27 protein-coding genes and 1 pseudogene are annotated in these 22696 nt (G+C 59.7%); 16 read left to right on the forward strand and 12 right to left on the reverse strand.

Annotated features, from left to right (window positions below; genetic code table 11):
- Positions 1-102: 102 nt before the first annotated feature.
- Positions 103-1080 (reverse strand): LysR substrate-binding domain-containing protein, encoded by a 978-nt coding sequence (locus OVA00_RS33920; protein WP_268090585.1) that lies wholly within the window; start codon positions 1078-1080, stop codon positions 103-105.
- 98 nt (positions 1081-1178) lie between these two features.
- Here OVA00_RS33920 and OVA00_RS33925 point away from each other — a divergent pair, with 98 nt between their 5' ends.
- The 8 genes from OVA00_RS33925 to OVA00_RS33960 all read left to right on the forward strand — a co-directional run bounded on the left by OVA00_RS33925 (position 1179) and on the right by OVA00_RS33960 (position 7316).
- A complete protein-coding gene (locus tag OVA00_RS33925; protein WP_268090586.1) occupies positions 1179-2153 on the forward strand; it encodes an MBL fold metallo-hydrolase in 975 nt (324 codons plus the stop codon).
- 288 nt (positions 2154-2441) lie between these two features.
- Complete coding sequence (locus OVA00_RS33930; protein ID WP_268091142.1) at positions 2442-3371, forward strand: AraC family transcriptional regulator; 930 nt, start codon at positions 2442-2444, stop codon at positions 3369-3371.
- Between the two features lie 146 nt (positions 3372-3517).
- Complete coding sequence (locus OVA00_RS33935; RefSeq protein WP_268090587.1) at positions 3518-4267, forward strand: SDR family oxidoreductase; 750 nt, start codon at positions 3518-3520, stop codon at positions 4265-4267.
- 57 nt (positions 4268-4324) lie between these two features.
- Positions 4325-4873 (forward strand): flavin reductase family protein, encoded by a 549-nt coding sequence (locus OVA00_RS33940; RefSeq protein WP_268090588.1) that lies wholly within the window; start codon positions 4325-4327, stop codon positions 4871-4873.
- 52 nt (positions 4874-4925) lie between these two features.
- Positions 4926-5210: a DUF1330 domain-containing protein gene (locus tag OVA00_RS33945; protein ID WP_090428604.1), complete on the forward strand. Its 285-nt coding sequence runs from the start codon at positions 4926-4928 to the stop codon at positions 5208-5210.
- Between the two features lie 101 nt (positions 5211-5311).
- Positions 5312-5614: a putative quinol monooxygenase gene (locus tag OVA00_RS33950; protein ID WP_113080614.1), complete on the forward strand. Its 303-nt coding sequence runs from the start codon at positions 5312-5314 to the stop codon at positions 5612-5614.
- Positions 5615-5634: 20 nt separating this feature from the next.
- Positions 5635-6474, forward strand: a complete 840-nt coding sequence (locus tag OVA00_RS33955; RefSeq protein ID WP_060608865.1) for an oxidoreductase — start codon at positions 5635-5637, stop codon at positions 6472-6474.
- Positions 6475-6545: 71 nt separating this feature from the next.
- Positions 6546-7316 carry an SDR family NAD(P)-dependent oxidoreductase gene (locus OVA00_RS33960; protein WP_326494177.1) on the forward strand — a complete coding sequence of 257 codons (771 nt, stop codon included), beginning with the start codon at positions 6546-6548 and terminating at the stop codon, positions 7314-7316.
- 56 nt (positions 7317-7372) lie between these two features.
- Here the strand turns inward: OVA00_RS33960 and OVA00_RS33965 are convergent, their stop codons facing one another.
- The 3 genes from OVA00_RS33965 to OVA00_RS33975 form a co-directional block, all read right to left on the reverse strand.
- Entirely contained in the window at positions 7373-7807 is a 435-nt protein-coding gene (locus OVA00_RS33965; protein ID WP_268090590.1) for a DoxX family protein, read from the reverse strand.
- Positions 7808-8460: 653 nt separating this feature from the next.
- The gene (locus OVA00_RS33970) at positions 8461-9171 is read right to left on the reverse strand and encodes an NADPH-dependent F420 reductase (protein WP_268090591.1); all 711 of its coding nucleotides are present in this window, start codon (positions 9169-9171) and stop codon (positions 8461-8463) included.
- Positions 9086-9982: a pirin family protein gene (locus OVA00_RS33975; protein WP_268090592.1), complete on the reverse strand. Its 897-nt coding sequence runs from the start codon at positions 9980-9982 to the stop codon at positions 9086-9088. Before OVA00_RS33975 ends, OVA00_RS33970 begins: the two co-directional genes overlap by 86 nt.
- Positions 9983-10082: 100 nt before the next feature.
- On the opposite strand from OVA00_RS33975, the gene OVA00_RS33980 reads away from it, so the two are divergent.
- Positions 10083-10997, forward strand: a complete 915-nt coding sequence (locus OVA00_RS33980; protein ID WP_034799859.1) for a LysR family transcriptional regulator — start codon at positions 10083-10085, stop codon at positions 10995-10997.
- A 392-nt stretch (positions 10998-11389) separates the two neighbouring features.
- Here the strand turns inward: OVA00_RS33980 and OVA00_RS33985 are convergent, their stop codons facing one another.
- The 6 genes from OVA00_RS33985 to wrbA form a co-directional block, all read right to left on the reverse strand.
- On the reverse strand, positions 11390-11536 hold the full coding sequence (locus OVA00_RS33985) for a hypothetical protein (RefSeq protein WP_268090593.1): 147 nt from the start codon (positions 11534-11536) through the stop codon (positions 11390-11392).
- A gap of 94 nt (positions 11537-11630) precedes the next feature.
- Positions 11631-12584 carry an alcohol dehydrogenase catalytic domain-containing protein gene (locus OVA00_RS33990; RefSeq protein ID WP_060608723.1) on the reverse strand — a complete coding sequence of 318 codons (954 nt, stop codon included), beginning with the start codon at positions 12582-12584 and terminating at the stop codon, positions 11631-11633.
- Between the two features lie 188 nt (positions 12585-12772).
- The gene (locus OVA00_RS33995; protein WP_268090595.1) at positions 12773-13543 is read right to left on the reverse strand and encodes an SDR family oxidoreductase; all 771 of its coding nucleotides are present in this window, start codon (positions 13541-13543) and stop codon (positions 12773-12775) included.
- Between the two features lie 30 nt (positions 13544-13573).
- The gene (locus OVA00_RS34000) at positions 13574-14011 is read right to left on the reverse strand and encodes an ester cyclase (RefSeq protein WP_034799869.1); all 438 of its coding nucleotides are present in this window, start codon (positions 14009-14011) and stop codon (positions 13574-13576) included.
- A gap of 24 nt (positions 14012-14035) precedes the next feature.
- Positions 14036-14803, reverse strand: a complete 768-nt coding sequence (locus tag OVA00_RS34005) for an SDR family NAD(P)-dependent oxidoreductase (RefSeq protein ID WP_192358335.1) — start codon at positions 14801-14803, stop codon at positions 14036-14038.
- A 93-nt stretch (positions 14804-14896) separates the two neighbouring features.
- On the reverse strand, positions 14897-15496 hold the full coding sequence (gene wrbA, locus OVA00_RS34010) for an NAD(P)H:quinone oxidoreductase (RefSeq protein ID WP_060528814.1): 600 nt from the start codon (positions 15494-15496) through the stop codon (positions 14897-14899).
- 252 nt (positions 15497-15748) lie between these two features.
- Between wrbA and OVA00_RS34015 the strand changes: the two genes are divergently transcribed.
- The 4 genes and pseudogenes from OVA00_RS34015 (at position 15749) to OVA00_RS34030 (ending at position 18345) form a co-directional block, all read left to right on the forward strand.
- Positions 15749-16669, forward strand: a complete 921-nt coding sequence (locus OVA00_RS34015) for a LysR family transcriptional regulator (RefSeq protein ID WP_268090596.1) — start codon at positions 15749-15751, stop codon at positions 16667-16669.
- Between the two features lie 311 nt (positions 16670-16980).
- A pseudogene (locus OVA00_RS34020) lies at positions 16981-17345 on the forward strand (short-chain fatty acyl-CoA regulator family protein); the annotation flags it as partial.
- Between the two features lie 255 nt (positions 17346-17600).
- A complete protein-coding gene (locus tag OVA00_RS34025; RefSeq protein WP_268090597.1) occupies positions 17601-18143 on the forward strand; it encodes an SDR family NAD(P)-dependent oxidoreductase in 543 nt (180 codons plus the stop codon).
- Positions 18037-18345, forward strand: a complete 309-nt coding sequence (locus OVA00_RS34030; protein WP_268091143.1) for an SDR family oxidoreductase — start codon at positions 18037-18039, stop codon at positions 18343-18345. Before OVA00_RS34025 ends, OVA00_RS34030 begins: the two co-directional genes overlap by 107 nt.
- Before the next feature lie 90 nt (positions 18346-18435).
- On the opposite strand, the gene OVA00_RS34035 is transcribed toward OVA00_RS34030, so the two are convergent.
- On the reverse strand, positions 18436-19362 hold the full coding sequence (locus OVA00_RS34035; protein ID WP_268090598.1) for a LysR family transcriptional regulator: 927 nt from the start codon (positions 19360-19362) through the stop codon (positions 18436-18438).
- Positions 19363-19496: 134 nt separating this feature from the next.
- Between OVA00_RS34035 and OVA00_RS34040 the strand changes: the two genes are divergently transcribed.
- Both OVA00_RS34040 and OVA00_RS34045 read left to right on the forward strand, forming a co-directional pair.
- On the forward strand, positions 19497-20054 hold the full coding sequence (locus tag OVA00_RS34040) for a hypothetical protein (protein WP_034799876.1): 558 nt from the start codon (positions 19497-19499) through the stop codon (positions 20052-20054).
- Positions 20051-20302, forward strand: coding sequence for an Atu4866 domain-containing protein (locus OVA00_RS34045; RefSeq protein WP_268090599.1), 252 nt, complete (start codon positions 20051-20053; stop codon positions 20300-20302). The genes OVA00_RS34040 and OVA00_RS34045 overlap by 4 nt, the downstream gene beginning before the upstream one ends.
- Positions 20303-20404: 102 nt before the next feature.
- On the opposite strand, the gene OVA00_RS34050 is transcribed toward OVA00_RS34045, so the two are convergent.
- Positions 20405-21241: a phytanoyl-CoA dioxygenase family protein gene (locus OVA00_RS34050; protein ID WP_034799881.1), complete on the reverse strand. Its 837-nt coding sequence runs from the start codon at positions 21239-21241 to the stop codon at positions 20405-20407.
- A gap of 135 nt (positions 21242-21376) precedes the next feature.
- On the opposite strand from OVA00_RS34050, the gene OVA00_RS34055 reads away from it, so the two are divergent.
- Positions 21377-22384 carry a LacI family DNA-binding transcriptional regulator gene (locus OVA00_RS34055; protein ID WP_268090600.1) on the forward strand — a complete coding sequence of 336 codons (1008 nt, stop codon included), beginning with the start codon at positions 21377-21379 and terminating at the stop codon, positions 22382-22384.
- Positions 22385-22696: the final 312 nt, after the last annotated feature.

Raw genomic sequence — 22696 nt, forward strand, 5'->3', positions numbered from 1 at the left:
TGCTGCATCTTTCCGGCAAGTCGCCAGACGCTTGAATGCTCAAGCCGCGCTTGGAAAAGGGTTAGACACACCCGTACCGGACTTCGCCACCGTGATCAGTGGTCAGGCGAACACCAGACTCGAACCTAGTTCTTGTTCGGCGATCGCTTCGGTAAGGCCCGTGCGGGCAAAACTCTCGCGTATCTGCTGGCGAAGCCAGCCATTCGCTGGATCAGTGTCGGCATGTTTCGCCCAAACCATGTTCACCGCAGGGAAGGTCAATGAGACAGGCAATGGGCTGACCTCTAGACCCAACAGAGGACCGTAGCGTTCTGCGATCCTTGTCGGCACGGTGGCAATTACGGGACTGAGTTGCGCTGCTGAAAGAACAGACATGTATCCTGGGGCGGCAGCAACGACGTTGATATCGACACCAGCGATTTGAAGGGCATCTTTGATGCACCCCTGCAGTGTCTCGTTCTGGGATATGGTGGAATGCTCAGCTGAAAGATACTCAGCCAGGCCGACTGGATTGGTGAGGGTCATGAGATCCGCATTGAAACAGCACGACACCCCGGTGTCATAAAGCTTCTCAAACGACCTGCGGCTGGTCATGGAGTAGGTGCAGCCAACGGCGAGATCGATCGATCCATCCTCCAGAGAAGGCTCGATCGCCTCATGTGGAAAAACACGCGCGAGGAGCTTGATCCCTGGAGCCAGTCGCCGCAGCCGCGCGGTCAGATCTGGAATGAGCAGCAGTTCGATTTCCGGGGACATGGCGATCCGGAATATTCGCTCTTCCGTGGCGGGATTAAATTCCTCGCCTCCCGTTAACGCCAGTTGCGCCTGCCTTAATGCCTTCCTTATCGGAACCGCGAGGCTTTGCGCTCGCGCGGTCGGCTGCATGGTTTGGCCAACGCGTATAAAGAGCTCATCCTGCAACAGCACACGCAGCGTCGAAAGAGAATGGCTCATCGCCGGCTGTTGGATTTTCAGACGTCGTGCGGCCTTGGTCACGTTCCCCTCAGTCATCAATGCGTCAAAGGCGACAAGAAGATTGAGATCGAAAGAGCGAAGATTGAAATGATCGATAGTTGTCATGACCCACATCGATTTGCGCGTTGATCTTACGGTACATATTTAGTCTCCAGGTCAGTTCAAGGCCGCTCTTGCCACCTCGCGTACATCTGGAGCCTTTCATGCAAACTCGTCGTTCTTTTCTCATCAATACAGCTGTATTTGGCGCGGCCGCAGGGACCGGGATCGGACTCCCTGCCACCAGCTTCGCCAAGGCGCCCATGGTCGGCACGCAGGCGGCGGGGTTTTATCGGATGAAGCTCGGCGACTACGAGATCACGGCGCTTTCCGACGGAACGGTGAAACTGCCGATGTCGAAGATCTACCAGAGCATGGCCGAGAACGAAATCGACACCTATTTGACCGACCGGTTTCAATCGGGCGCGGCAGAAGTTTCCGTGAATGCCTACCTTGTCAACACGGGTGAGCGCCTCGTGCTGGTGGATACCGGCACAGGCGACCTGATGGGTCCCGCGCTGGGCAAACTTGTGTCGAATATCGAAGCATCGGGCTATAAGCCCGCGGAAATCGACGACGTCATTTTAACCCACATCCACGCCGACCACTCGGGCGGACTGGTTTCGGGCGATGATCCCGTCTACAAAAACGCCATTCTGCACGTCAACCGCCGGGAAGCTGAATTCTGGCTGAAGGCAAAAGCCAAAGCGAAGGCCGACCAGGTACTTGGGCCACAGATCGCCCAGGCCGAAAGGTGCCTCGGGCCGTATGTCGACGCCGAGAAGCTTGAAACATTCGATGACAATGGCGCACCGCTTCCTGGTTTTGCGTCCGTTCTGCTTTCCGGCCATACGCCCGGTCACAGTGGTATCATTGTCGAGAGCAAGGGCGAGAAGATCGTGTTTTGGGGCGATGTCGCCCATGGGGACGTGCTGCAATATGATCATCCGGATGTCACGGTCGCATTTGACGTCGACCAGAACGCCGCTGCAGCAACCCGCGCGACGGCTTTTGCTGAGGCGGCCGACGGGCGCTATCTGGTCGCCGGTGCGCATCATGCTTTTCCGGGGATCGGACATGTTCGCCGCGATGAGAACAATTACGACTGGGTGCCGTTGGTATACCGGGCCGTCTACTGAACGTTGGCCCAAACGCACGTCATCTACAGCGATCGCAGGCCGACCTCCCACGCGAGAAGTAGCCGGATATCTACCCCGCTTCTCGCCAATGGCCCGGAAACCGTCGTGTTTGGCTTCCCTCCAGAAGCAAATTGCGCATCGGGTCATCAAGAGGTGACGACGGGGCAACCCGGATGTGATTAAACGGAACCTGGCGCGAGCACTCGCCAGGAGGTCGTGAATTTGGAAGAGCCGGAAGAAATCTCTCGCGGTCCACTTTCGAAAGGAGCGTTATCGAAGGGCCCCACCTTGCAGGTCTCGCAAGACCGGGACGAAGCGGCTGCTCCACCTGAGCGGACCTCGCCGCTCGGCCTTGAGCAATACATCGCGGGCAGGACGCTTGTCAGTGGCGATGGCCCGGCGTGGAACGACCTGTTCGTTCAGGTCTATTCCCGCCGCGACAAGCAGGAAGCGTTTCTTGTCCCAGCTGTTGCGGAACCGCTGATCGTCTGGGTTATGTCGGGCGAAGCGAATGTCGAAGAGCGCGAACTCGGCGGCGATTGGGTATCCAATATCGTGTCGGTCGGAGACTTCTTCCTGACCCGTTCCGCGACGCCTTACGAAATGCGCTGGCGTTCGACTGGGACAGCGCCCTTTCAGGTGATGCATCTGTATTTATCGGTTCCTCTGTTTGAGCGCGTCGCCAAAGAGGTGCTTGGCGGCGATGGGCCGCCCGTGCTGCTCGACGTCTCCGGCGGGAAAGATGAGCAGCTCTCGCATCTATTGGCCTTGATCCATCAGGAACTTGCCGCTGAAGGCAAAGGCAGCCAATTGTTCGTGCAAGGATTGGCTCAAAGTCTCACGGTGCACCTGATCCGCAACTACGTATCGGAGGATCGGCAAGACAATCGGCAGACGGCTTTGCCAGGCTTTAAGCTTCGGCGCGCCATGGCCTATCTCGAAGCGCACCTGGCTGACCCGTTCAACCTGGCGCAGCTCGCCGTCGCGGTGGGCATGAGCGAGTTTCATTTCAGCCGACTGTTTAAGAAGGCAACCGGCCTTTCGCCCTCCCGCTACCTCATTCGCCAGCGCGTCGCCAAGGCACAGCAGCTCCTGCAGGAAACGGATACGAGCATCATCGAGATTGGCCTGGCCGTTGGCTATTCGAGCCCAAGTCACTTTGCCCAGGTCTTCCGCCGCGAGACAGGTCTGCCGCCGAGCCACTATCGTCGAGGATGATTTTTCATCCGTCTGCGATTTGAGCAAGATCGCGACAGGTCGCGCAAGGCCCCGTGAGAAGGGCCGGCGTGAAACGCTTAGGTTCCTCCTTGTCGAAACGAAACGCCCACCGCGGTGGTGGACTTCAAAGACAAGGAGTGAAGACAATGGCCAACCTCAACGGAAAGATCGCATTGGTAACTGGCGCGTCGAGCGGCATTGGCGCCGCTACCGCCGTAAAGCTCGCTGAAGCCGGCGCAAAAGTCGGCATCGCGGCTCGCCGGACCGAAAAACTCGAAGACCTGAAGAAGCGGATTGAAGCTAAGGGCGGCGAGGCTCTGGTGATCGAGATGGATGTCGTTGATCCGAGCGCCATCGAAACTGGCGTCAGGAGGCTTGTCGAAGCCTACGGCTCGATCGACATCCTGGTCAACAATGCGGGCCTGATGCCACTGTCGGACGTCGACCAGTTCAAGGTCGACGAGTGGCACCGGATGGTGGACGTGAACGTAAAGGGCGTGCTCAACACGACGGCCGCCGTTCTGCCTCAGATGATCAAGCAGCATTCGGGCCACATCTTCAACATGTCCTCGATCGCGGGCCGCAAGGTCTTCAAGGGTCTTTCCGTCTACTGCGCTACGAAACATGCGATCACGGCCTTCTCCGACGGACTGCGCATGGAAGTCGGCCAGAAGCACAACATCCGCGTGACCTGCATTCAGCCAGGCGCTGTTGCCACCGAGCTCTACGACCACATCACCGATCCGGGCTACCGCAAGCAGATGGATGAGCTGGCCAGCCAGATGACTTTCCTTCAGGGCGAGGACATTGGCGGCACCATCGTCTTCGCCGCCCAGGCTCCGGCGCATGTCGACGTCGCTGAGCTGTTTGTCCTGCCGGTTGAGCAGGGCTGGTAACAAACCGGCCCTGAAGGGTCCCTGCCTCAATGCAGGGACCGTTCAAGGGAGATTGTCATGAAGGAATTACCCGCCTCTCAAGCCTACCGCGTCCTGGAACCTGGCCCGATCGTCATGGTCTCAACGAGTGATAACGGCAAGCCCAACGTGATGACCATGGGCTTCCATATGATGATGCAGCATGTCCCGCCGCTGATCGGTTGTGTCATCGGGCCTTGGGATCACAGCTACCAGGCTCTCCGAAAAACCGGCGAGTGTGTCATCGCTGTACCCGCTCTCGATCTCGCCGAAACCGTTGTCGACGTCGGGAACTGCTCGGGCGATCAGGTGGACAAGTTCCAAAGGTACGGTCTAAGGACACGACCTGCCAAGGACGTGTCCGCACCGCTCCTCTCCGACTGCTTGGCCAACATAGAATGTCGAGTCGTCGATACCAGGCTCTTAGAGCCTTACAACCTCTTCATCCTTGAGGCCACGAGGATCTGGATCAACGAGAACCGAAAAGAGCGTCGACTGATGCATCACCGCGGTGACGGCACGTTCACCGTCGATGGCAGCACACTCGATCTCAAAGACCGCATGGTCAAGTGGCGCCATCTCCCCTGAGAGGCTCCGTCCCAGAATACACCTGAAAACCCCTTACGAAAGGAAGAGTGCCATGTCTGCTTATCTCGTTGTCGATCTCGACATCCACGACATGAAGTCTATCGAAGACTACCGGTCGAAGGCATTGCCGCTCGTCGCCGAAGCCGGTGGGAAGCTCATCGCCATCGATGAAAGCCCTCTGAAGTTAGAAGGCTGGACAGCCACCAACGTGCTCATCATCGAGTTTCCCGACAAGGATGCGATCCGTCAGCTCTTCGCATCACCCGAATACGCGCCATTGGCCGCACAGCGGCAGGCTGCGGCCGCATCGCGCATCATCGCACTCGACGGAGTCTGAAAAGAGCAAGATCGCGACAGCTCCCGCATAGGGGCGAGAGATCTTATCCGCTCATGCCGTAAATTATGCGGGTGCCGCTCCATCCAAGAAGGAGACCGGAAATGGCTGAACTGACTAACGTGGCCTACTTCACTGCAAAGCCGGGCCGCTCACGCGATCTGGGTGACGAACTGCTTCAGCTCGTCGCTCCATCCCGCAACGAGGAAGGCTGCCTACGCTATCAGATCCACCAATCCAATGACGTTCCCGACGTGTGGATGGTGCTCGAAGACTGGCGGCATGCATCCGACTTCGAACTGCATATGAGCACGCCTTACGTCCAGGCTTTCATGGCGAAGGTCCCGGACCTGTGCGTCGAAGACGTGGAAATCTGCGGCTACCAGCAACGGTCTCCGCGGGCCTGAAACAGAAAGGAGTATATGAAATGAGCACGCAAAACCCTAAAGTCTGGCTTGTAACCGGATGCTCTACAGGCTTCGGTCGCTACATCGCGGAACACCTGCTGGAAGCCGGTGAAAAGGTCGTGGTGACGGCTCGCAAGACTGACAAAATCGCGGATCTTGAGCAGAAGGGCGATGCCCTGATCCTCCCGCTCGACGTCATCGACCAGGATCAGTGCCAAAAGGTCGTTGATGCAGCAGAAGCACACTTCGGACGCATCGACGTTCTGATCAACAACGCCGGGATCGGTTTCTTCGGTGCTATTGAAGAAACCGCCGAAGCCGACGCCCGTCGCCTGTTTGATGTCAATTTCTTTGGTGTCGCCAACACGATCCATTCGGTGCTTCCGCATATGCGAGCCCGCCGCAGTGGTACGATCGTCAATCTGACATCAATCGGCGGCCTGGTCGGCTACACTGGCGTGGGCTACTACTGCGCCACCAAATTTGCGGTGGAAGGCCTGTCGGATACGCTTCGGAAAGAAGTCGCCCCTCTCGGGATCAATGTCATGACCGTCGAGCCCAGCGCCTTCCGGACGGAATGGGCAGGCTCGTCGAACGAGGTCTCCGCGTCCATTGAGGATTACGAGGCGACAGCGGGCGAGGCACGTCGTGCTTACCACGCATCGGTCGGAAAGCAGGCCGGCGACCCCGCGCGTGCGGCGAAGGCCATCCGGGAGGCCGTGCTGGCGCAACAGCCGCCCCACCATCTTCCGCTCGGCAATGACGCCGCGGACGCAGCCCTGAAGAAGGCGGAGGACCTCAAGGCAAACGTCATTGCGTGGGAAGCTTTGTCTCGTTCCGCCGACTTCCCGGCCAACTGAACCAATCCAGCCAAACCCAATGCGAACCAACACTGCCGCGGCCTTCGCCACGGAGAATGAAGGAGTGTGTCATGTCAAAGCGATTTGATGGAAAAGTAGTAATCGTAACGGGCGGTGGTTCCGGTATCGGCGCCGCCATTGCCAATCGGCTTCTTGAGGAAGGAGCGTCCGTGATGATCTCCGGCAGAACCGAGAAACGTTTGTCGGACGTTGCCTCTAAGATGCCGGCCGACCGCAGTGGCATCTTCGTCGCAAATGTTTCCTCACGGTCGGACTGCGACGCCCTTGTCGCAGCGACCGTCGAACGGTTCGGCCGCATCGACACTCTCGTCAATGCTGCAGGTATGAATCTCGTCGGCACTATCGAAGAGACCAGCGATCACGATTGGGATGAATGCATAGCCTCGGACCTTTCCGGGGTTTTTTACATGAGCCGTGCCGCGGTTCCGCATCTCAAGAAGACCAAGGGTTCGATCGTCAACATCGGCTCCGTCTCGTCCCTAGGTGGCGGCTGGAGCCATGCAGCCTACAATGCTGCAAAGGGTTGGGTTGCAAATTTAACCCGATCAGCGGCCTGTGACCTCGGCAAGTTCGGGGTCAGAGCCAATACTGTGGCGCCCGGACTTACCGTCACGGGAATGGTGGAAGCGATCATGGATGATGACGCGCTTCTCGAAAAAGCCTGGGACCGGATACCGTTGAGACGGGCAGGCCAACCTCAAGAGATTGCCTCGGCGGTCGCTTTTCTTCCCAGTGATGAAGCTACCTGGATCACCGGGATCGTCCTGCCGGTCGATGGTGGCCAGACTTGCACAGATGGCGGTCCGGAATGGGGCAAATGAAAGCACGAAAAGCCCGGACGACTGTCCGGGCTTTTCCCTTTGATCGCGTGCTTCGATTAGCGGCGGGCGTCGAGGCTGTATCGGCCCGCCCCGAACCCCACTATCTGGAGCAGACCGCCGGCCATCGCGATGTTCTTGAAGAAGTGGATGAACTGGTTCAGATCGCTGAGGTTGTTGTGGAACGTCAGTGCCGTGGCAACGCTGAACAGGCCCAGGACCAGGGCAACGATGCGGGTCTGAAAGCCGAGGATCAGTGCGCCGCCGCCGCCGATCTCCGTCACGACTGCCGCGCCATAGGACAGCGAGGGGAAGGGTAGGCCGACCATATGGATATAGCTTATCGTTCCGGCCGGGTCCGAGATCTTGCTGATGCCGGAAAGCAGGAAGATGGCGGCAAGAAGAACACGGCCGGCCAGCGGGGTCACGCCGTTGACGAGGATCGACCGGGAAAGAATTTCAGCGCGCTCAGCGATTGCATCGGGATAAGACATCGACGTTTCTCCTGGGTTGGGGCCGCAGCCGCCGTGGCTGCGTCATGGGGAGAAACTGCCATTAAGAGATCGGACTAAAAAGCCGGATATTCTCGCGCATTATCGTCGATAATTTCGAACAACGACGAGTATGCGGCATCTCCGCCCCGTTGATTTGCGGTTGCAACGATGATGGCGATCGCTGGCGGAACGCCCGCATCCCAGTTATGGCACGGCTTCGGCAATGGTCCTATGGACGTTCCTATTCTTAGTCTTCGCGCAACGCTTCTTAGTGACGTGAGAGCAACCGTACGTCGGGAACAGGGTTGTCTCCCGCGGTCGGCACAAAGCCGCCACATGATAGTCTTCGCAGGCAAGGTCTTCTTGTGTTTTTGCGCAGTCTCTGGGAGCTGCGGCGAGTTGCACGGAATAACCTTCCCCACGTCTACAACAGAGACGCCTCGTCGCGCCAAAAGATAACACGCTCAGAGTGATTGTCTGAAAGGTCCACACTTTATACGCGCTCGCCGATGGGTTGCCCCGTCGACCCATTTTGAACTCGGTCGCTGGCTCAATCCTAGCCGCGGTTTTCGACGACCGTACTCGTTCGAATGGCATGGCGAAGTCGTGTGACCTAATAGGGATGCCGCCCGTCAAGCGGGCGGCTCCATTTGTCAATCCTTCAGCAGGTTTAGAGCGACGAGCGGCTGTCCGAAATGCTGCAGAGAGCCAGAAGTTTTGAAGCTGCCGAGATCGGAAGGCGCAAAACCAAGGCGAGCGATCAGGTCAGCGACCTTCGTGCGCGCTTCCGGAAAGTTTCCGGAAAGGAACAACACGCGTCTACCGCTTTCCTTGACCGGATCCGCAGCCAGAACAGCGGCCGGGAGCGTGTTGAACGCCTTCACGAGCTCAGCACCGGGGAACAGTTCGGCGACAAGTTCCGAAGACAGGCGGCCGCCGAGATCGCGCGGCTTGAACGCAGGAAAATCGATAGCGTTCGTCGCATCTACAATGATGCGGCCTTCCCAGTCCGATTTTCTCTTAGCGACTTGCGGTACAGCATCATACGGCACTGCCAAAATAATGACGTCGGAATGAAGAGCTTGCTCCAGTTCCGCAGCCTTCACCGTGCTGCCAAACTTGTCGGTGATCGTCTGAAGCGAAGCCGCACCGCGTGTGTTGGCGATAACGGCATCGATGCCTGCGGCGTGGAAACGTTCTGCCAGTGCAGAGCCGATCGCGCCAGAACCAATGATTGCATATGTCGTCATGGTCGTTCTCCTTGATATGCTGAGATTGTCAGTTGAAGTTGTCGGGGAGGGGAATGAACTCGTCGTCTCCCGGCACGCCGGGGAATTGCCGTTCGCGCCATAGATTGGCGGCATGGCGGATGCGATCTTGATCGGTGGCTACGAAATTCCAGCGGATGAAACGCTTTTCCGGAAGCGGTTCTCCTCCAAACGCAAGGAACCGGGATGGTTGCCTCGCCTTCACTACGATTTCTGCGCCGGGCTTGAACACGATCAGACGGTCAGGCCCGTGGGTCCCGTCCTGACCGCCAATCTCGATTGCACCGTCGACAACGAAGATCGCTCGCTCGATATGCTCGCCATCGATCCTGTAGCGGGCGCCGGCCTGAAGCTGAATGTCGGCGGAAAACAGATCAGAGAAGGTGGCGGTGGGTGCGCGCCGGCCGTGCAGGGTGCCGGCGAGAAGCTTCATGTTGATGCCCTCGCCACTGACCGTCGGCAATTCGTTGACGCTTAGGTGCTGGAAACGTGGTGTCGTCTCTTCGGACTGTTTCGGAAGAGCAATCCAGCTCTGCAGGCCTGCGAGCTTCCCTCCGTCCTTGCGAATGTGCTCCGGCGTGCGTTCAGAGTGAACAATGCCGGAGCCGGCCACCATCAGATTGACTTCGCCCGGGCTGATCGATTGTACGTAGCTTTCACTGTCACGATGCAGCAGTTCGCCTTCGAGAAGATAGGTGAGGGTCGATAGTCCAATGTGCGGATGGGGGCGGGTATCGATCCCCTCGCCGGCCCCAAAACGAACCGGTCCGAAACTGTCGAGAAATATGAACGGACCAACCATCTGGCGCATGGCCGAAGGAAGCGCGCGGCGGACAGAGAAACCTCCAAGGTCTCGGCTCGAAGGCAAGATCACCTGTTCGATATCAGCGTTCGACAAATAGGACATCGTCAGCTCCGACGGTTGAATTTCGATGAGCTGAAAATAAGTCCACTAGACGTTTCGGAAAACTCAGATAATTTCGGCGGAAACGATCGAGGAATTCGAAATGTCAGATCCCGGCCAGCCGACGCTGGATCAGCTAAAAGTGTTCATCACCGTGGTTGAAACCGGGAGTTTCGCGGCCGCATCCCGCAAGCTTAACCGAGCCACCTCGGTCATCAGCTACACGATCGCCAATCTTGAAGCGCAACTGGGCGTGACGCTGTTCGATCGGCTATCGACGAAGAAGCCGCAGCTAACCTTGGAGGGCAGGACAGTCCTTGCTGAGGCGAAGAGCGTTGCTCATGGCATCGATAACCTCCGCGCCAAGGTGAAGAGCATGCTTCGCGGCGTGGAGCCGGAGGTTCACCTCGCACTTGATGTCATGCTGCCCGCCGCGCGCGTCATGGATGCGCTGAAGGCGTTTCGGAAGGAGTTCCCGAGCGTATCGCTTCGCTTGTATGTTGAGGCGCTCGGAGCGGTCACCCAGATGGTGCTGAACCGAAACGCCGGGATCGGCATTAGCGGCCCGCTCGATGTCGAAATCGCCGGGCTTGAACGCATCGGCGTGGGGTTCGTCAAACTGATACCGGTGGCCTCGCGTGACCATCCGCTGGCGGGCGGTTCACATCCGCCCGGAGCCGCACGAAGACACATTCAGTTGGTCCTGACCGACAGGTCTCCGCTCACCCAGGGACATGAGTTTGCTGTTGTCGGAAATCACACGTGGCGTCTGGCCGACCTGGGCGCAAAGCATATGCTCCTCAAAGAGGGCATTGGTTGGGGCAACATGCCCGAGCCGATGGTACGTGATGACATCGTGGCGGGTCGTTTGGTGCAGCTTGACCTTCCCGATTGCAAAGGCGGCCCCTATCGCCTTCAGGCAGTGTATCGCACTGATGCGCCCCCTGGCCCTGCGGCCAGTTTCCTGGTTGACCATTTCCGAAGTCAGGATGTGGATGAGCCCATCGCCGCTGCTTAGCAGACGCGCTCTCCCGGCTTCGACCGCTTGGCGTGGGCACGAGCGTACTGTCATTCTCGATATGGGGAACGACGTCCTCAATGAGCAGAAGAGATGCCTGGTTGGCAATTGAACGGGCTGTGCAGTCGACAAGTTCAAATGTTTCGGCCTGACGCCGAAGCCCGGCCGTGCCGCTGATCGAGGAGTGCCTTGCCAGCATGGAATGCGCAGTCGATGCCGTGAAGCCCATAACCTCTTCATTCTGGATACTGAGCGGTTATGGATCGAGACTGAGCGCAAGGCGTAGCTTGCATCACCGCGGCAACCGTGCCTTTGCGGCCGAAGGCAGGTGCTCGGTCTAGAGGGCGCATGGTAAAATGGCGTCACGTTCCGAGGCGACGCCATCGCTGTCTTTAGCAGTCGCCGGGCAGGAAAGCGGCCCGGCAATCATCGAGTTCAAGCGCATTCTCGTGGATAACGGCGACCTTTGAGGGGGCATTGGCACTGCCGGTCCACCGATCGAAGTTGGTCGCTAGCAACAGCAGCAGGACGACAGCCATCGCCACAGCTTCCACCAGCGACGGGCTGAGGCGCCGGCGGTGGGCCTCCTCGATCGTCTCGAGATTCCGGAAGGCGGGATGAAGTTTGTCAGCATCAAGGGATAAGCACCATCGGACCGCTGCTGCGGCGTTCGAGAATGTCGGCATGGGCGCGCTGCGCTTCGGAGAGCGGATATTTCCGCGCGCTGATCTTACCGAACACACCGGTGCGCCAGGCATCGAACACCTCGTCGGCAGCGGATTGCAGGTTGGCCTTCGTCACATGCTGCCCGGTGCTGCCGCGCACGAGGCGGATGCCGCGACGGCTGAGTTCCGCCTCGTCGATGGCGGCGCCACCGGATGCGGCGCCGATCACGGCGATCGTCCCGCCGTCACGGATGGAGCCGAGCGTCGATGCGAAAGTCGTTGCTCCCACCAATTCATAAACGACATCGACGCCATTGGGAGCGAGGCTGCGGATGTGGTCGTTAAGCGCGAGTGTTTCATATGCAAACGCATGGTCGACCGCCTGCTCCAGATCGGCGAGCTTGCGGCTCGAACCGGTTCCGATGACCGCTATGCCGCGCGCCCTCAGCCAGCGGGCAAGCAGATTGCCGACGCCGCCCGTCGCGCCCTGAACGAGCACGCGGGCGTCTTTGTCGGGCTTCGCCATGGCATTGATCGCCATCCACGCGGTGAGGCCCTTCGTAAGGATTGTCGCTGCCTTCTCTGCGGAGATGTCGTCGGGCACCTTCACGAGGACGTCTTCGCTGACAATGCGCTGGGTGGCATAGCTGCCGGGGGCGAAGAAGTAGGCGACCCGGTCGCCAGCGGCGAAGCGGGTCACGCCCGGTCCGACCGCTTCCACAGTGCCGGCACCCTCCACGCCGGCGACGGCAGGCAGGGCGACCTTGAACGTTCCATCCCGGAACATGGTATCGACGAAGTTCACGCCGATGGCTTCCTGTTTGATCAGAACCTCGCCGACGCCCGGGGCGCGGGCATTTTCCTGCTCGATGCGCAGGACGGACGGGCCGCCCCACTGGCTGTATTTGACGACGTAGGACATGGTCTTCTCCATTAGGCAGGCATGACCTGCCGCCAAGCGGATTCAAATGATGAGGGTTTGCCGTCGCCTGAGACGGCCGGCCTCGGGGTTCTAGCCCTCGAATGCCCAGCTGGCCCAAGCCTGGCACCGGACGGCAATGTCCTGATGAACCAGCACGTTCGGCGTTTTATCGCCGATTCCCTTATGGGTCAGAGGACGGCCAGCAGGCCGCCATCTACGAGGAGGGCGATGCCCGAGACGTAGCTGGAGAGGTCCGAGCCGAGATAGGCCACAGCGTCGCCCACTTCGGAGGGCTGGCCGAGGCGGCGAAGCGGGGTGCGCTTGCGAAAGCCTTCTGAAGCCTCGGCAATGCCGGGGCTAGTGCGCAAAAGCTCGGTTTCGATCGTGCCAGGAGCGTCCGCGTTGACGCGGATACCGTCCGGGCCGAGCGCGTCGGCAAGCGATTTTGCCATCAGCACGACGCCGCCCTTGCTGGTGGAATAGGCCACGGTGATTCCGGCGCCGGATATGCCGCCCATGCTGGCCATCAGCACAATGCCGCCGCCCTTGCCGTTCGCCTTCATTTGCCTGGCAGCGGCCTGCGCGCCGAACAGCGGGCCGTCGAGATTGATCGACAGCAGGCGGTGGTAGTCGTCTTCCGGCACGTCGGCGCCATCGGTGCGGAGCGTAATGCCCGCATTGGCGACCATGACGTCGACGCCGCCGAACTCGGCCGAGGCTTCGACGAGCGCATCGTTGTCGGCGCGTTTGCTGACGTCGGTCTTGACGAAGCGGGCGGCCGAGCCGATCGCCTCGATCTCCTCGACCGTAGGCCGGCCGCCTTCGCGCGGGGCCTCGGTGATGTCGGCGACGATCACGGCCTTCGCCCCGTGTTCGGCGGCGCGGATGGCGATGGCGCGGCCGATGCCGCTTGACGCGCCGGTCACGATGACCACCTTGTTCTTCAGAATGTCACTCATGGTACTGTTCCTTCAGAAAAATGGGATGGCTCAGCCCTTCGGCTGAAGCTGGAGGCCGAGCTGGCCGACGAGCGAATAGAGATTGGCGACGCCCCAGTGTTCGGTGATCTTGCCGTCGACGACGCGCATGGCATCCACCGTCTCGAACTGGATCGTCTTGCCGGTTGGTTCAATGCCGAGGAAGGTTCCCTTGTGGGTGCCGTAGTAGGTCTTGAAGGTTGTCACGAGATTGCCGTCGGCCGTTTGCCAGTGGATGACCGCATGGAAATCCGGAAAAGCCTTGCGCAGGCCGGCATAGAGGCCGCGCACGCCTTCCTTGTCCGGCACCATGTTTGGCTGCGGCGTGTGATCGAGAAAATCCTCCGAAAAGACTTCGTCGAAGATGGCGAAATTGCCCTTTCCTTGCACCTCTTCGGTGTTCCGGCGGACCACTGCGATCGCCGCTTCGCTTTCTGCACTTCTGGTCATGGTCTTATCCTTCGATGTCAGGGGTCAAAGTTCGAAGCCGCCGATGGTCATGCCGCCATCGACGACGATCATCTGGCCGAAGACGTAGCTTGCGGCCGGGGAGCTCAGCCACACGGCCACTTCGGCGAGCTCGCGCGGCTGTCCGCCCCGCTTGGCGGGGATGGCTTTCCGTGCAAGATCGGCGAAAGCCGGGTTCTGGGCGCTGTTGGACACGACCATCGGCGTTTCGGTCCAGCCGGGCGCGAGTGCATTGACGCGGATATTGCGGCTGGCGTTTTCCATCGCCACGACGCGGGTGAGGCCGTGGATGCCGTGTTTGGAGGCGGCATAGGCGCTCATGCCGCCAGGTCCGGTCAGCGCGGCAACGGAGGCGGTGTTGGTGATCGCGCCGGCGCCGGTCTTGGCGATCAGCGGAAGCTCATATTTCATGCCGAGGAAGACACTGCGCAGATTGACGGTCAGCACCCGGTCGAAATCCTCGATCGGGTAGTCCTCGATGCGGTAGGTGCCGCCGGTGATGCCGGCATTGTTGAATGCTGCATCCAGCCGTCCCGCATCCTTTTCGATGCGCGCAAGGAAGGCCCTCACCTGCTCTTCGCTCGAAACGTCGACACCGAAGATCTCGATTTTCCCGGCTGCGGAGATGTCCCTGGTCTCCTCAAGGCCGTCCAAGTTGAGGTCGGCCGCGAAAACATGCGCGCCGGACTCGGCAAACAGCCGTGCCGCCTCCCGGCCGATCCCCGAGCCTGCGCCGGTGACCAGTACCACTTTGCCGTCGAAATCCGCAGACATGTCTTCGCTCCTCGCCCGCCCGTGCGGGACGATGTTTCCGGTTGATTGTTGGTGTGGAGTGGGGCCGGAGGCGCGAACCTCCCGCCGATCGGCTTAGCCGAAGACCTTGATGGCCGCAGCAGCCACCAGTTCGCCCTGGTGACGGGCGCCGGCGAGGTCAATTTCGGTCGGCCGGCGCGATCCGTCGCCGCCGGCCACCGTGGTTGCACCATACGGGGCACCGCCGACGATCTCCTCGGCACTCATCTGGCCCTGGTGGCTATAGGGAAGGCCGACGATCATCATGCCGAAGTGCAGGAGATTGGTAATGATCGAGAACAGGGTGGTCTCCTGCCCGCCGTGCTGGGTGGCGCTGGAGGAGAAGGCGCCGCCGATTTTGCCGTTCAGGGCACCGCGCGCCCAGAGGCCGCCGGCTTGATCAAGGAAGGCTGCCATCTGTGAAGAGATGCGACCGAAACGGGTGCCGGTACCGACGACGATGGCGTCGTAATCCGCAAGTTCCGCGACGGTGGCGATCGGTGCTGTCTGGTCGAGCTTGAAATGGTTGTTGCGGGCAATCTCCTCCGGAACAGTCTCTGGGACCCGCTTGACATCGACTTGAGCGCCAGTCTTGCGGGCGCCTTCCGCGATGGCATAGGCCATCGCCTCGATATGTCCGTAGGTCGAATAATAAAGGACCAGTACCTTCGCCATTTTTGTTCTCCTTTGATTTGAGGCAGTCGCCCTTGCGGCTTGGGAACAAACTCGCATCGAACCGCTTGGGGGAATAGTCGAATAAAATGATTGGTTACGGTCGAAAAAATCGAACGATATAGCGATGGCTGCATTTGTTCGGACGTTCTATTAAATCGACCATAACCTTCGAATCTTTGCCGCTGTTGCCGATTTTTTAGAGGTGTAGCCTTCTCAACGACGCAAGAAGCGGTGCGATCGAGGGAGGCGGTCATGGATTTGCGCAGACTTCGCTACTTTGTTGCCGTGGCTGAGGAACTTCATTTCGGTAGGGCCGCCGAGCGGGCGCATGTCGTTCAATCGGCCATCAGCCAACAGCTAAAGCTTTTGGAGGACGAACTCGGTTTCACCCTCATCCGGCGTTCGCGCCAGGATGTTAGCCTGACTTTGCTGGGCGAGGTTTTTCTACCCGAGGCGCGCGAAATCCTGCAACGCACGGAGGAGGCGGTGCGGCGGCTGAAGGCATCAGCGAGCGGCATTGTCGGACGCCTGTCCATCGGCTTTGTGGATAATGTGCTGTGGACGCTGCTGTCGCCGATCATCCGCGATTTTCGTGAACGCTGGCCGCATGTCGATCTGAAGCTCATCCCAATGGACCGGGACGTGCAAGTGGAGGCAATCGCCGCCGGTACGGTCGATATCGGCATCATTCCCGCCCCCTCCCATCTTGCTGCGGCCGTCAAGACGGAGGTGCTGATATCCGCGCCGCTCATGGTCGCGCTACCATCCGCGAACGTGCTGGCATTGAGGCCCAAGGTCGAGATGGCGGAGCTGGCAGCGGAACCCTTCGTGACCTTTCCCCTGCAAATGAACAGCCGCATTCTCGATCTGCTGAAGACGGCCTGTGCGGGTGCGGGTTTTGCCCCGCGCGTGACGCAAGAGGGCGGACAATTGCACACGCTGCTCTCGCTCGTCAGCGCCGGACTTGGCGTGACGCTGGTGCCGAAATGGGTGGCGAATCTTCCCCAGCCAGGCGTCGTGTTTCGCGATCTTGCGGATTTTTCCACGCCCTATGAACTGCTGCTCGCCTGGAAGGACGACGAACCGAACCCGTTGGCCGTCACATTCCGCGAGGTGGCACATGATGTCGTGCACATGGCACTCAGCGGCACGCCGCGCGCCGGCAGGCTCTGATCTCGAATCCCGATCACGAGGTCATTAATCATCGCCTGCAGACATGCATAGGGGTTGCGGCGGCGGCAATGTTGGGAAGGACGGTAACAATGTGGTTGAGTGCTCCGGCAGGGGCTTCCCCCGTCGATTCCTCAGACGGCCCTCGAGGTCGAGCACGGCGCGGCCGGCATCGATGACATTTGTGCCGGGACCAACGAACCGCCGGATTTCTGGCAATATGTACCGAGCATCAGGGATGAGGCCTTTTTCGGACACCGGCCGACGACGCGGGAATGATCCGAGTCATAGCCGCGATGGGTAGCGAGATCGAAGTCGACCAGGCCGACAACAGCACCAAGCACCAAAGCGGCACGCGTTTCAATTCGTCCGCTTTGGCGCCTGTCCGCTGTGGAACGGGCACCAGGCCTTCGAAAATCCCGGCCGAATTTTCGGCCAGCTCGCCGAAACGCCGGACGGTGTGCGTTACTCTGCCTTTCCACGCATGTTTCGCGCGGCGGTCGCCAACACTATGTGCTGGCACTCAGCTGTGAGGTTTCCTGCGCAGACAGTTTCCACGGTTTGAAATTCGACCGCTATTTCCTGGCGCATCTGCGAGCGCACCCAATGCGCCAGCCGCGCCGTGCCACCCTTGAAAGGGCGGCTGGTAATGGAGCACAACAAGGGCCGAGCTATCCCTGCTCAATCCGCCCAGCGGGCGAAAAACTGTCGTCCTTCGTGCTTCCCGAACATTTGCTTCGAGCTACCACGACGGGAGAAAACAATTCGTGCTTGGATTTCAGCGGTCAGCCAGTCGTTTGTGCCCCTAAAGCGAACCGCGCTCATAAAAGCGCAAGAGCCCGATGATGGTAGCAAGCGTGCGAGAGCAGCATTTGTTCGAGGCGCCTAGTCTGGCTGTGTCCGATGAAAGGACATTCCAACCAGGAGAGCGAAAATGACTGTGAATCAAGTAAATGAAGTCGAGGGCAAGGTGGCTATCGTAACGGGTGCCGCGAGCGGAATCGGCAAGGCAACTGTCGAACTGCTGCGTGCGCGCGGCGCGAAAGTCATCGCCGAAGATGTCGATCCCGACGTGAGATCGCTTAAAGCGGACGGAATCGTGCCTTTAGTGGCCGATATTTCCAGGGATGGCAGCGCCGAGGAGGCTGTCGCGCTTGCTCTGGAGCATTTCGGAAAGCTCGACTTGCTGGTCAATAATGCGGCCCGCATCGTCTACAAGCCAGTCGTGGAGATGACTCGCCATGATTGGGATTATGTGATGGAGACGAACGTTACCGGTGCTTTCCTTCACTCCCGCGAAGCGGCGAAGGTGATGATCAAGCAGAAGAGCGGATATCGCGTCCTATGCCTCCTACTTCGCCTTTCCGACAATCGCCGCCTACACGTCGTCCAAAGGCGCGTTGGCACAGTTGACCCGGACGTTGGCGCTGGAGCTTGCCGAGCATGGCATCCGCGTCAATGCGATCGGCTCGGGTGATGTCGTCACCAACTTGCTGAACAGCTTCATGGAAGACGGTCCCGGCTTTCTCACGGAGCATGGCAAGGGTGCGCCGATCGGCCGTGCCGCCCAGCCGTCGGAGATCGCGGAAATTGTGGCGTTCCTCGCGTCCGACCGCGCAAGCTTCATCGTTGGCTCCGTCGTGATGGCCGATGGCGGCTATAGCGTCCAGATCAAGTAAGGAAGGGGCCATTGCCCGAAAATTGGTAGTGGTCCGTCAATTTCGGGGCCTTCGGCAGCTATTTGCCGATGGCCCCGGAAACCTTATGCCTCACGCCACAGACGTGGTGTCCGCTCTGGTTCGGTGTTCCCGTCGAAAGCGCTGAACATGCGCGATAAGCGCCCGCAGCTTGGGCGCCATGTTGCGCCGGCTGGGGAAATAGAGAAAGAGCCCCGGAAAGGGCGGCAGAAAATCCTTCAGCACTGAAATCAATTCGCCCCGTTCGAGATAGGGGCGAAACGTCTCCTCCAGCGCAAATGTGATACCGCCGCCGGAGAGCGCCGTCCGCATCATCAGGCGCAGGTCATTGGTAGTTATCTGGGGTTCGACGGAAACATCGAAGGCTTCTCCCTCCTGAACGAATTCCCACCGATATGGTGCAGTGTCCGGCGCTGGGCGCCACCCGATGCAACGATGATGAATCAAATCCCTTGGGTGGGTCGGCAATCCATTGGCTTCGAAATAGGCCGGGCTCGCCACGACGACTTCCCTTTGTTCGCCCGATAGCGGAATGGCCACCATATCCTGTTCAATGATGTCCCCCAGACGTACCCCCGCATCGAAACCGGCGGAGACGATGTCAAACGTGTCGTCCGTCACCGTCACATCCAAGACAATATTGGGGTAAGCCTCGGCAAACGACGCAATGAGCGGGCCAGAGAGAAATTCTTCGGCAATCGAGGTCGCCGCGATGCGAAGCACGCCGTGGGGGTTGACGTTGCCGCCGACGTCTTCAAGCGCGGACAGGACCTCGGCCAGGGGGTGAGAAAGCGTGTCGCGAAGGCGCTCGCCCGCTTCAGTGAGCCTGACGCTGCGCGTCGTGCGCGTGACGAGCGCGATCCCGCAGCCATCTTCCAACCGCCGGATGCCCTGACTGACGGCCGAGCGCGTAACACCGAGGCGAGCAGCGGCGGCCACGAAGTTCGCCTCCTCGGCCACCGCGAGGAAGAGGGGTAACAGGTTTAAGTCGATTGTCATTGTCGCGTCCTGCTAACCAATATGGTTATGTATAATGGGATACCGACGACAATCAACGCCGTCTATCCTTCTTTCATCCCACAACGCACAAGGCGAGTGGAGATCGAAACCCACCCAGGATGAAAGGAAGAACGATGACCTCTTTGAAGCTTATGCTGGCCGCAGCCGCCATTGCGGGCGCATTCACAGCTCCGGCCGCCGCCCGGGACGCCGCTTGCCCCCAGCAGGGCGACAAAGCTCCCTTGTCGCTCCACAAGAGCTGGATCATGACGGGATGGGAACGGCATGAGGGTGATCCCCGCTTCGTATTCGCCGAGAAAATGCGCGCATATTACGACCTGGAGAACACCACCGGCGTTTTCTACGATAATTTTGCGCCCGGTGAGAAACAGCTCTTCCGCAATGCGGCCCGCTACGGTGCAAACTGGGAAGACCTGCAGAATGCGGCACGGTCCGTTGCCCACGGCCTGACCGACGGGCACGATGAGATCATCGGAGACAGCGTTGCCTCGACCACTCTGGGCTTTGTCGGCCGGATCGAACGCCTCGACGGAAAAGTGATTGCTTTCGACGGTCGTTCGCAGTTGGGTTGGCAATGCGTGAAGGGGGCATGGAAGATCCGCCATGAGCTGAACTACGCCTGGACGGTCGAGCCCAAAACAATCGAAAAATTCCTGGGGAAGGCACAATGACCGGGAAAACCTCACCACACCCCTATGCCGGCATGTGGGTCACGGCCGATGGCAACATCCGGCACGCGCTTATGCCGAACGGCCGCTACGACGAGGCGCGCGGGCGGCGCGAAAGCGCCTATCAGGGGCGCTATGTAGTGACCGGCGACCATATCGAATACTGGGATGATACCGGGTTCACGGCGGATGGCGATTTTGTCGATGGCGTGCTCTATCATGCGGGCATGGTGCTGTATCGCAAACCGTGAAGCATCCCCACGATCAGAAGGCGGCTTTCAGCGGGCCGCCTTCTTCGTGCCCGATCCGGGCGTGCGTCAGGGCCTCTTCGGAGCAATCGGCTGGGCCAATGATCAACTTGGATCGGCGCCCATGACTAGTCCCTCGATGTCGTGCTTTTGCGTAATCGGCACGAGCTCGTCCACCACGCGGCAGACGAGGTGCTTCTTGCCGATTTCCGGCAGGGCATCATACCAATCCCGCGTGACCATCATGTCGTGCAACTCTGCATGCCCAGCGCCCGGCCTGTCCACACCGAGCACCATGACGGGTCGTGCAATAGGGGACTGATGCTCCGTGCCTCGGTGCACCGTCAGCGCCGAGCGGCAGGAAATGTCGCCGCGCTGCGGATACTTGCGTGTCGCACGCTCTTGAAACCGGCTCCAGAGCGCCTTGTCCGGGAACATTTCGTGCTTCCATTCCCGGCCATCGTCATATTGCGTTCCCGGCGCCACTTCGAACGGCCCCATATCCTCGGTGACGTCAACGCCGGTGAGGTTGAAGGCAAGCGAGGTAATCTGGTGGTCTCGATAGGTATCTACAGGCGAGGGGAAGTCGCGGTGCCACGGCTGGTATTTCGCGCCCTGGAACGGCACGTCGAGGCCTATCTCCACGATCTGGTAGTCCGATCCAAGCACGTTGGTGCAGACATCCACCACCCATGGATGGGTGATGAGATCCACGAAGCCGCGGAAGGCCTGGGGATGGATTTCGACATACCAGCGGCGCGGTCCCCGGCTGACCGCGCCGCCGGGCCTTTGAATGGCCGACCAGAAGGCCGTCATCATGTCCTCGTGCATATCGTCGGCCCATGCCAGACTAAAAGCACCCTTCAGCCCGATGATGCCGTCTGCCGCCAGCTGCGCCATCTGCGCAGCAATATCGTAGTCGGGTGCTGGCTTCGTTTTCATCCGGTTCTCCTCCCAATTTTCAACAAGGCTACTGCGACTAATAAATATTAGTCAATGGCCGATTTTTATTAGTTGGTGTAGAGAGGGCAAAACGGGGGCGACATGAGCGGTGGAAAAACGAAGACGCGCGTAACCATGATGGATGTGGCCAAGGCGGCCTGCTGTTCGCAGGCGACGGTCTCGGTGGTTCTCAACAATGTCACGGACATCAAGATATCGCCTGAGCTTCGGGCGCGCGTGCTGGATGTCGCGCATAGGCTCGGCTACGGGCTTGCAAGCCCCATCCGTCGCGCGGGCCTTGAGGATCTTCGCGGCGGCTGTATTGGCTTCATCGTCGATCAGCTCGCGACGACCCCGGAAGCCGTCAACGCCATCGAGGGCGCACGGCACGCTTCCTGGGAGAACGATGTTACAATTCTCGTGGCGCAGACGCAGGGACGGGCCACGCACGAGCGCAAAGCGGTGGCCAGCCTTCTGCAGGCCGGTGCGCAGGGGATCGTCTACATGTCCGTTTTCACCCGCCGCATATCGCTCGACCCGGTCTTCGAGGACCTTCCCGTTCCGCTCGTGCTGCTCAACTGCTATACCAGTGATAACCGTTTTCCCGCAGTGGTTCCTGATGAGGTGACCGGCGGGCGCATGGCGACGGCGACCCTTATCAGGAAGGGGCATACACGCATCGCAACGATCGTCGGCGAGAGCTTCATGGAGGCGGCGCAGGATCGCCTCGCGGGCTATCGTGAGGCGCTGGCGGAGGCGGGGCTGCCCTATGATGACGGCCTGGTGGCCGAAGGAAACTGGACACCGACATCCGGTTTCGAGGCTACCCAAAAACTCCTGTCGCTTCGAGAGCCGCCTACGGCGATCTTCTGCCAGAACGACAAGATGGCGATGGGCTGCCTAATGGCAATTGGCGAAGCAGGTCTGCGCGTTCCGCGGGACATCTCTGTCGTCGGCTACGATGACGACGAACTGTCGCGCCATCTGCGACCGCAACTGACTACCCTGGAGCTTCCGCACCGGCCGATGGGCGCCTGGGCGATTGAGCACCTTGCAAAGAAGCCGCGCTCAACGCATCACAGCCTAAAAAAGCTCGGATGCACTTTGGTCGTCCGGGGCTCGGTCAGTCGCAAATCGGCCTGACATGATCAAGGCGATGGGTAATTATTTCAGCGGACGAAAATCTTGGAAATTGCACTCGAAGAGAGCGCGTGTTGCTCACCCGATCTACGGGGGTCGACAATCTCCGTGTTGTTGATCTCCGCGAGGACCACGCGATTAGAATGGGGAGTGGCGACGGATGTCGCGAAATCCTATCGCCAAAGGTTTGCACGGGCGTGGTCACTCGCCTTCCGCGAGCACCAATCCGCGCCGGCCGGCATGAATTTTATCCATCCCGCTTGAATGGACATACAAATCTCGCGATCTTTGACAGCGCCATCTCAAAAACGCCGG

It is taken from the genome of Ensifer sp. SL37 (assembly GCF_026672675.1).
GTDB lineage: Bacteria > Pseudomonadota > Alphaproteobacteria > Rhizobiales > Rhizobiaceae > Ensifer > Ensifer adhaerens.

What these genes read in the sequence shown, in the direction of transcription:
- OVA00_RS33970 (WP_268090591.1), bottom strand. Translation starts at nt 9,171, where the DNA reads ATGCCGCCAATCTATGGCGCGAACGGCAATTCCCCGGCGTGCCGGGAG.
- wrbA (WP_060528814.1), bottom strand. Translation starts at nt 15,496, where the DNA reads ATGGCGAAGGTACTGGTCCTTTATTATTCGACCTACGGACATATCGAG.
- OVA00_RS34040 (WP_034799876.1), top strand. Translation starts at nt 19,497, where the DNA reads ATGACCTCTTTGAAGCTTATGCTGGCCGCAGCCGCCATTGCGGGCGCA.
- OVA00_RS33950 (WP_113080614.1), top strand. Translation starts at nt 5,312, where the DNA reads ATGGCTGAACTGACTAACGTGGCCTACTTCACTGCAAAGCCGGGCCGC.
- OVA00_RS33965 (WP_268090590.1), bottom strand. Translation starts at nt 7,807, where the DNA reads ATGTCTTATCCCGATGCAATCGCTGAGCGCGCTGAAATTCTTTCCCGG.
- OVA00_RS33995 (WP_268090595.1), bottom strand. Translation starts at nt 13,543, where the DNA reads ATGAGTGACATTCTGAAGAACAAGGTGGTCATCGTGACCGGCGCGTCA.
- OVA00_RS34055 (WP_268090600.1), top strand. Translation starts at nt 21,377, where the DNA reads ATGATGGATGTGGCCAAGGCGGCCTGCTGTTCGCAGGCGACGGTCTCG.
- OVA00_RS33955 (WP_060608865.1), top strand. Translation starts at nt 5,635, where the DNA reads ATGAGCACGCAAAACCCTAAAGTCTGGCTTGTAACCGGATGCTCTACA.
- OVA00_RS34050 (WP_034799881.1), bottom strand. Translation starts at nt 21,241, where the DNA reads ATGAAAACGAAGCCAGCACCCGACTACGATATTGCTGCGCAGATGGCG.
- OVA00_RS33980 (WP_034799859.1), top strand. Translation starts at nt 10,083, where the DNA reads ATGTCAGATCCCGGCCAGCCGACGCTGGATCAGCTAAAAGTGTTCATC.
- OVA00_RS34000 (WP_034799869.1), bottom strand. Translation starts at nt 14,011, where the DNA reads ATGACCAGAAGTGCAGAAAGCGAAGCGGCGATCGCAGTGGTCCGCCGG.
- OVA00_RS33925 (WP_268090586.1), top strand. Translation starts at nt 1,179, where the DNA reads ATGCAAACTCGTCGTTCTTTTCTCATCAATACAGCTGTATTTGGCGCG.
- OVA00_RS34005 (WP_192358335.1), bottom strand. Translation starts at nt 14,803, where the DNA reads ATGTCTGCGGATTTCGACGGCAAAGTGGTACTGGTCACCGGCGCAGGC.
- OVA00_RS33935 (WP_268090587.1), top strand. Translation starts at nt 3,518, where the DNA reads ATGGCCAACCTCAACGGAAAGATCGCATTGGTAACTGGCGCGTCGAGC.
- OVA00_RS33975 (WP_268090592.1), bottom strand. Translation starts at nt 9,982, where the DNA reads ATGTCCTATTTGTCGAACGCTGATATCGAACAGGTGATCTTGCCTTCG.
- OVA00_RS33960 (WP_326494177.1), top strand. Translation starts at nt 6,546, where the DNA reads ATGTCAAAGCGATTTGATGGAAAAGTAGTAATCGTAACGGGCGGTGGT.
- OVA00_RS34015 (WP_268090596.1), top strand. Translation starts at nt 15,749, where the DNA reads ATGGATTTGCGCAGACTTCGCTACTTTGTTGCCGTGGCTGAGGAACTT.
- OVA00_RS34025 (WP_268090597.1), top strand. Translation starts at nt 17,601, where the DNA reads ATGACTGTGAATCAAGTAAATGAAGTCGAGGGCAAGGTGGCTATCGTA.
- OVA00_RS33945 (WP_090428604.1), top strand. Translation starts at nt 4,926, where the DNA reads ATGTCTGCTTATCTCGTTGTCGATCTCGACATCCACGACATGAAGTCT.
- OVA00_RS33940 (WP_268090588.1), top strand. Translation starts at nt 4,325, where the DNA reads ATGAAGGAATTACCCGCCTCTCAAGCCTACCGCGTCCTGGAACCTGGC.
- OVA00_RS33990 (WP_060608723.1), bottom strand. Translation starts at nt 12,584, where the DNA reads ATGTCCTACGTCGTCAAATACAGCCAGTGGGGCGGCCCGTCCGTCCTG.
- OVA00_RS34045 (WP_268090599.1), top strand. Translation starts at nt 20,051, where the DNA reads ATGACCGGGAAAACCTCACCACACCCCTATGCCGGCATGTGGGTCACG.
- OVA00_RS34035 (WP_268090598.1), bottom strand. Translation starts at nt 19,362, where the DNA reads ATGACAATCGACTTAAACCTGTTACCCCTCTTCCTCGCGGTGGCCGAG.
- OVA00_RS33920 (WP_268090585.1), bottom strand. Translation starts at nt 1,080, where the DNA reads ATGACAACTATCGATCATTTCAATCTTCGCTCTTTCGATCTCAATCTT.
- OVA00_RS33985 (WP_268090593.1), bottom strand. Translation starts at nt 11,536, where the DNA reads ATGGCTGTCGTCCTGCTGCTGTTGCTAGCGACCAACTTCGATCGGTGG.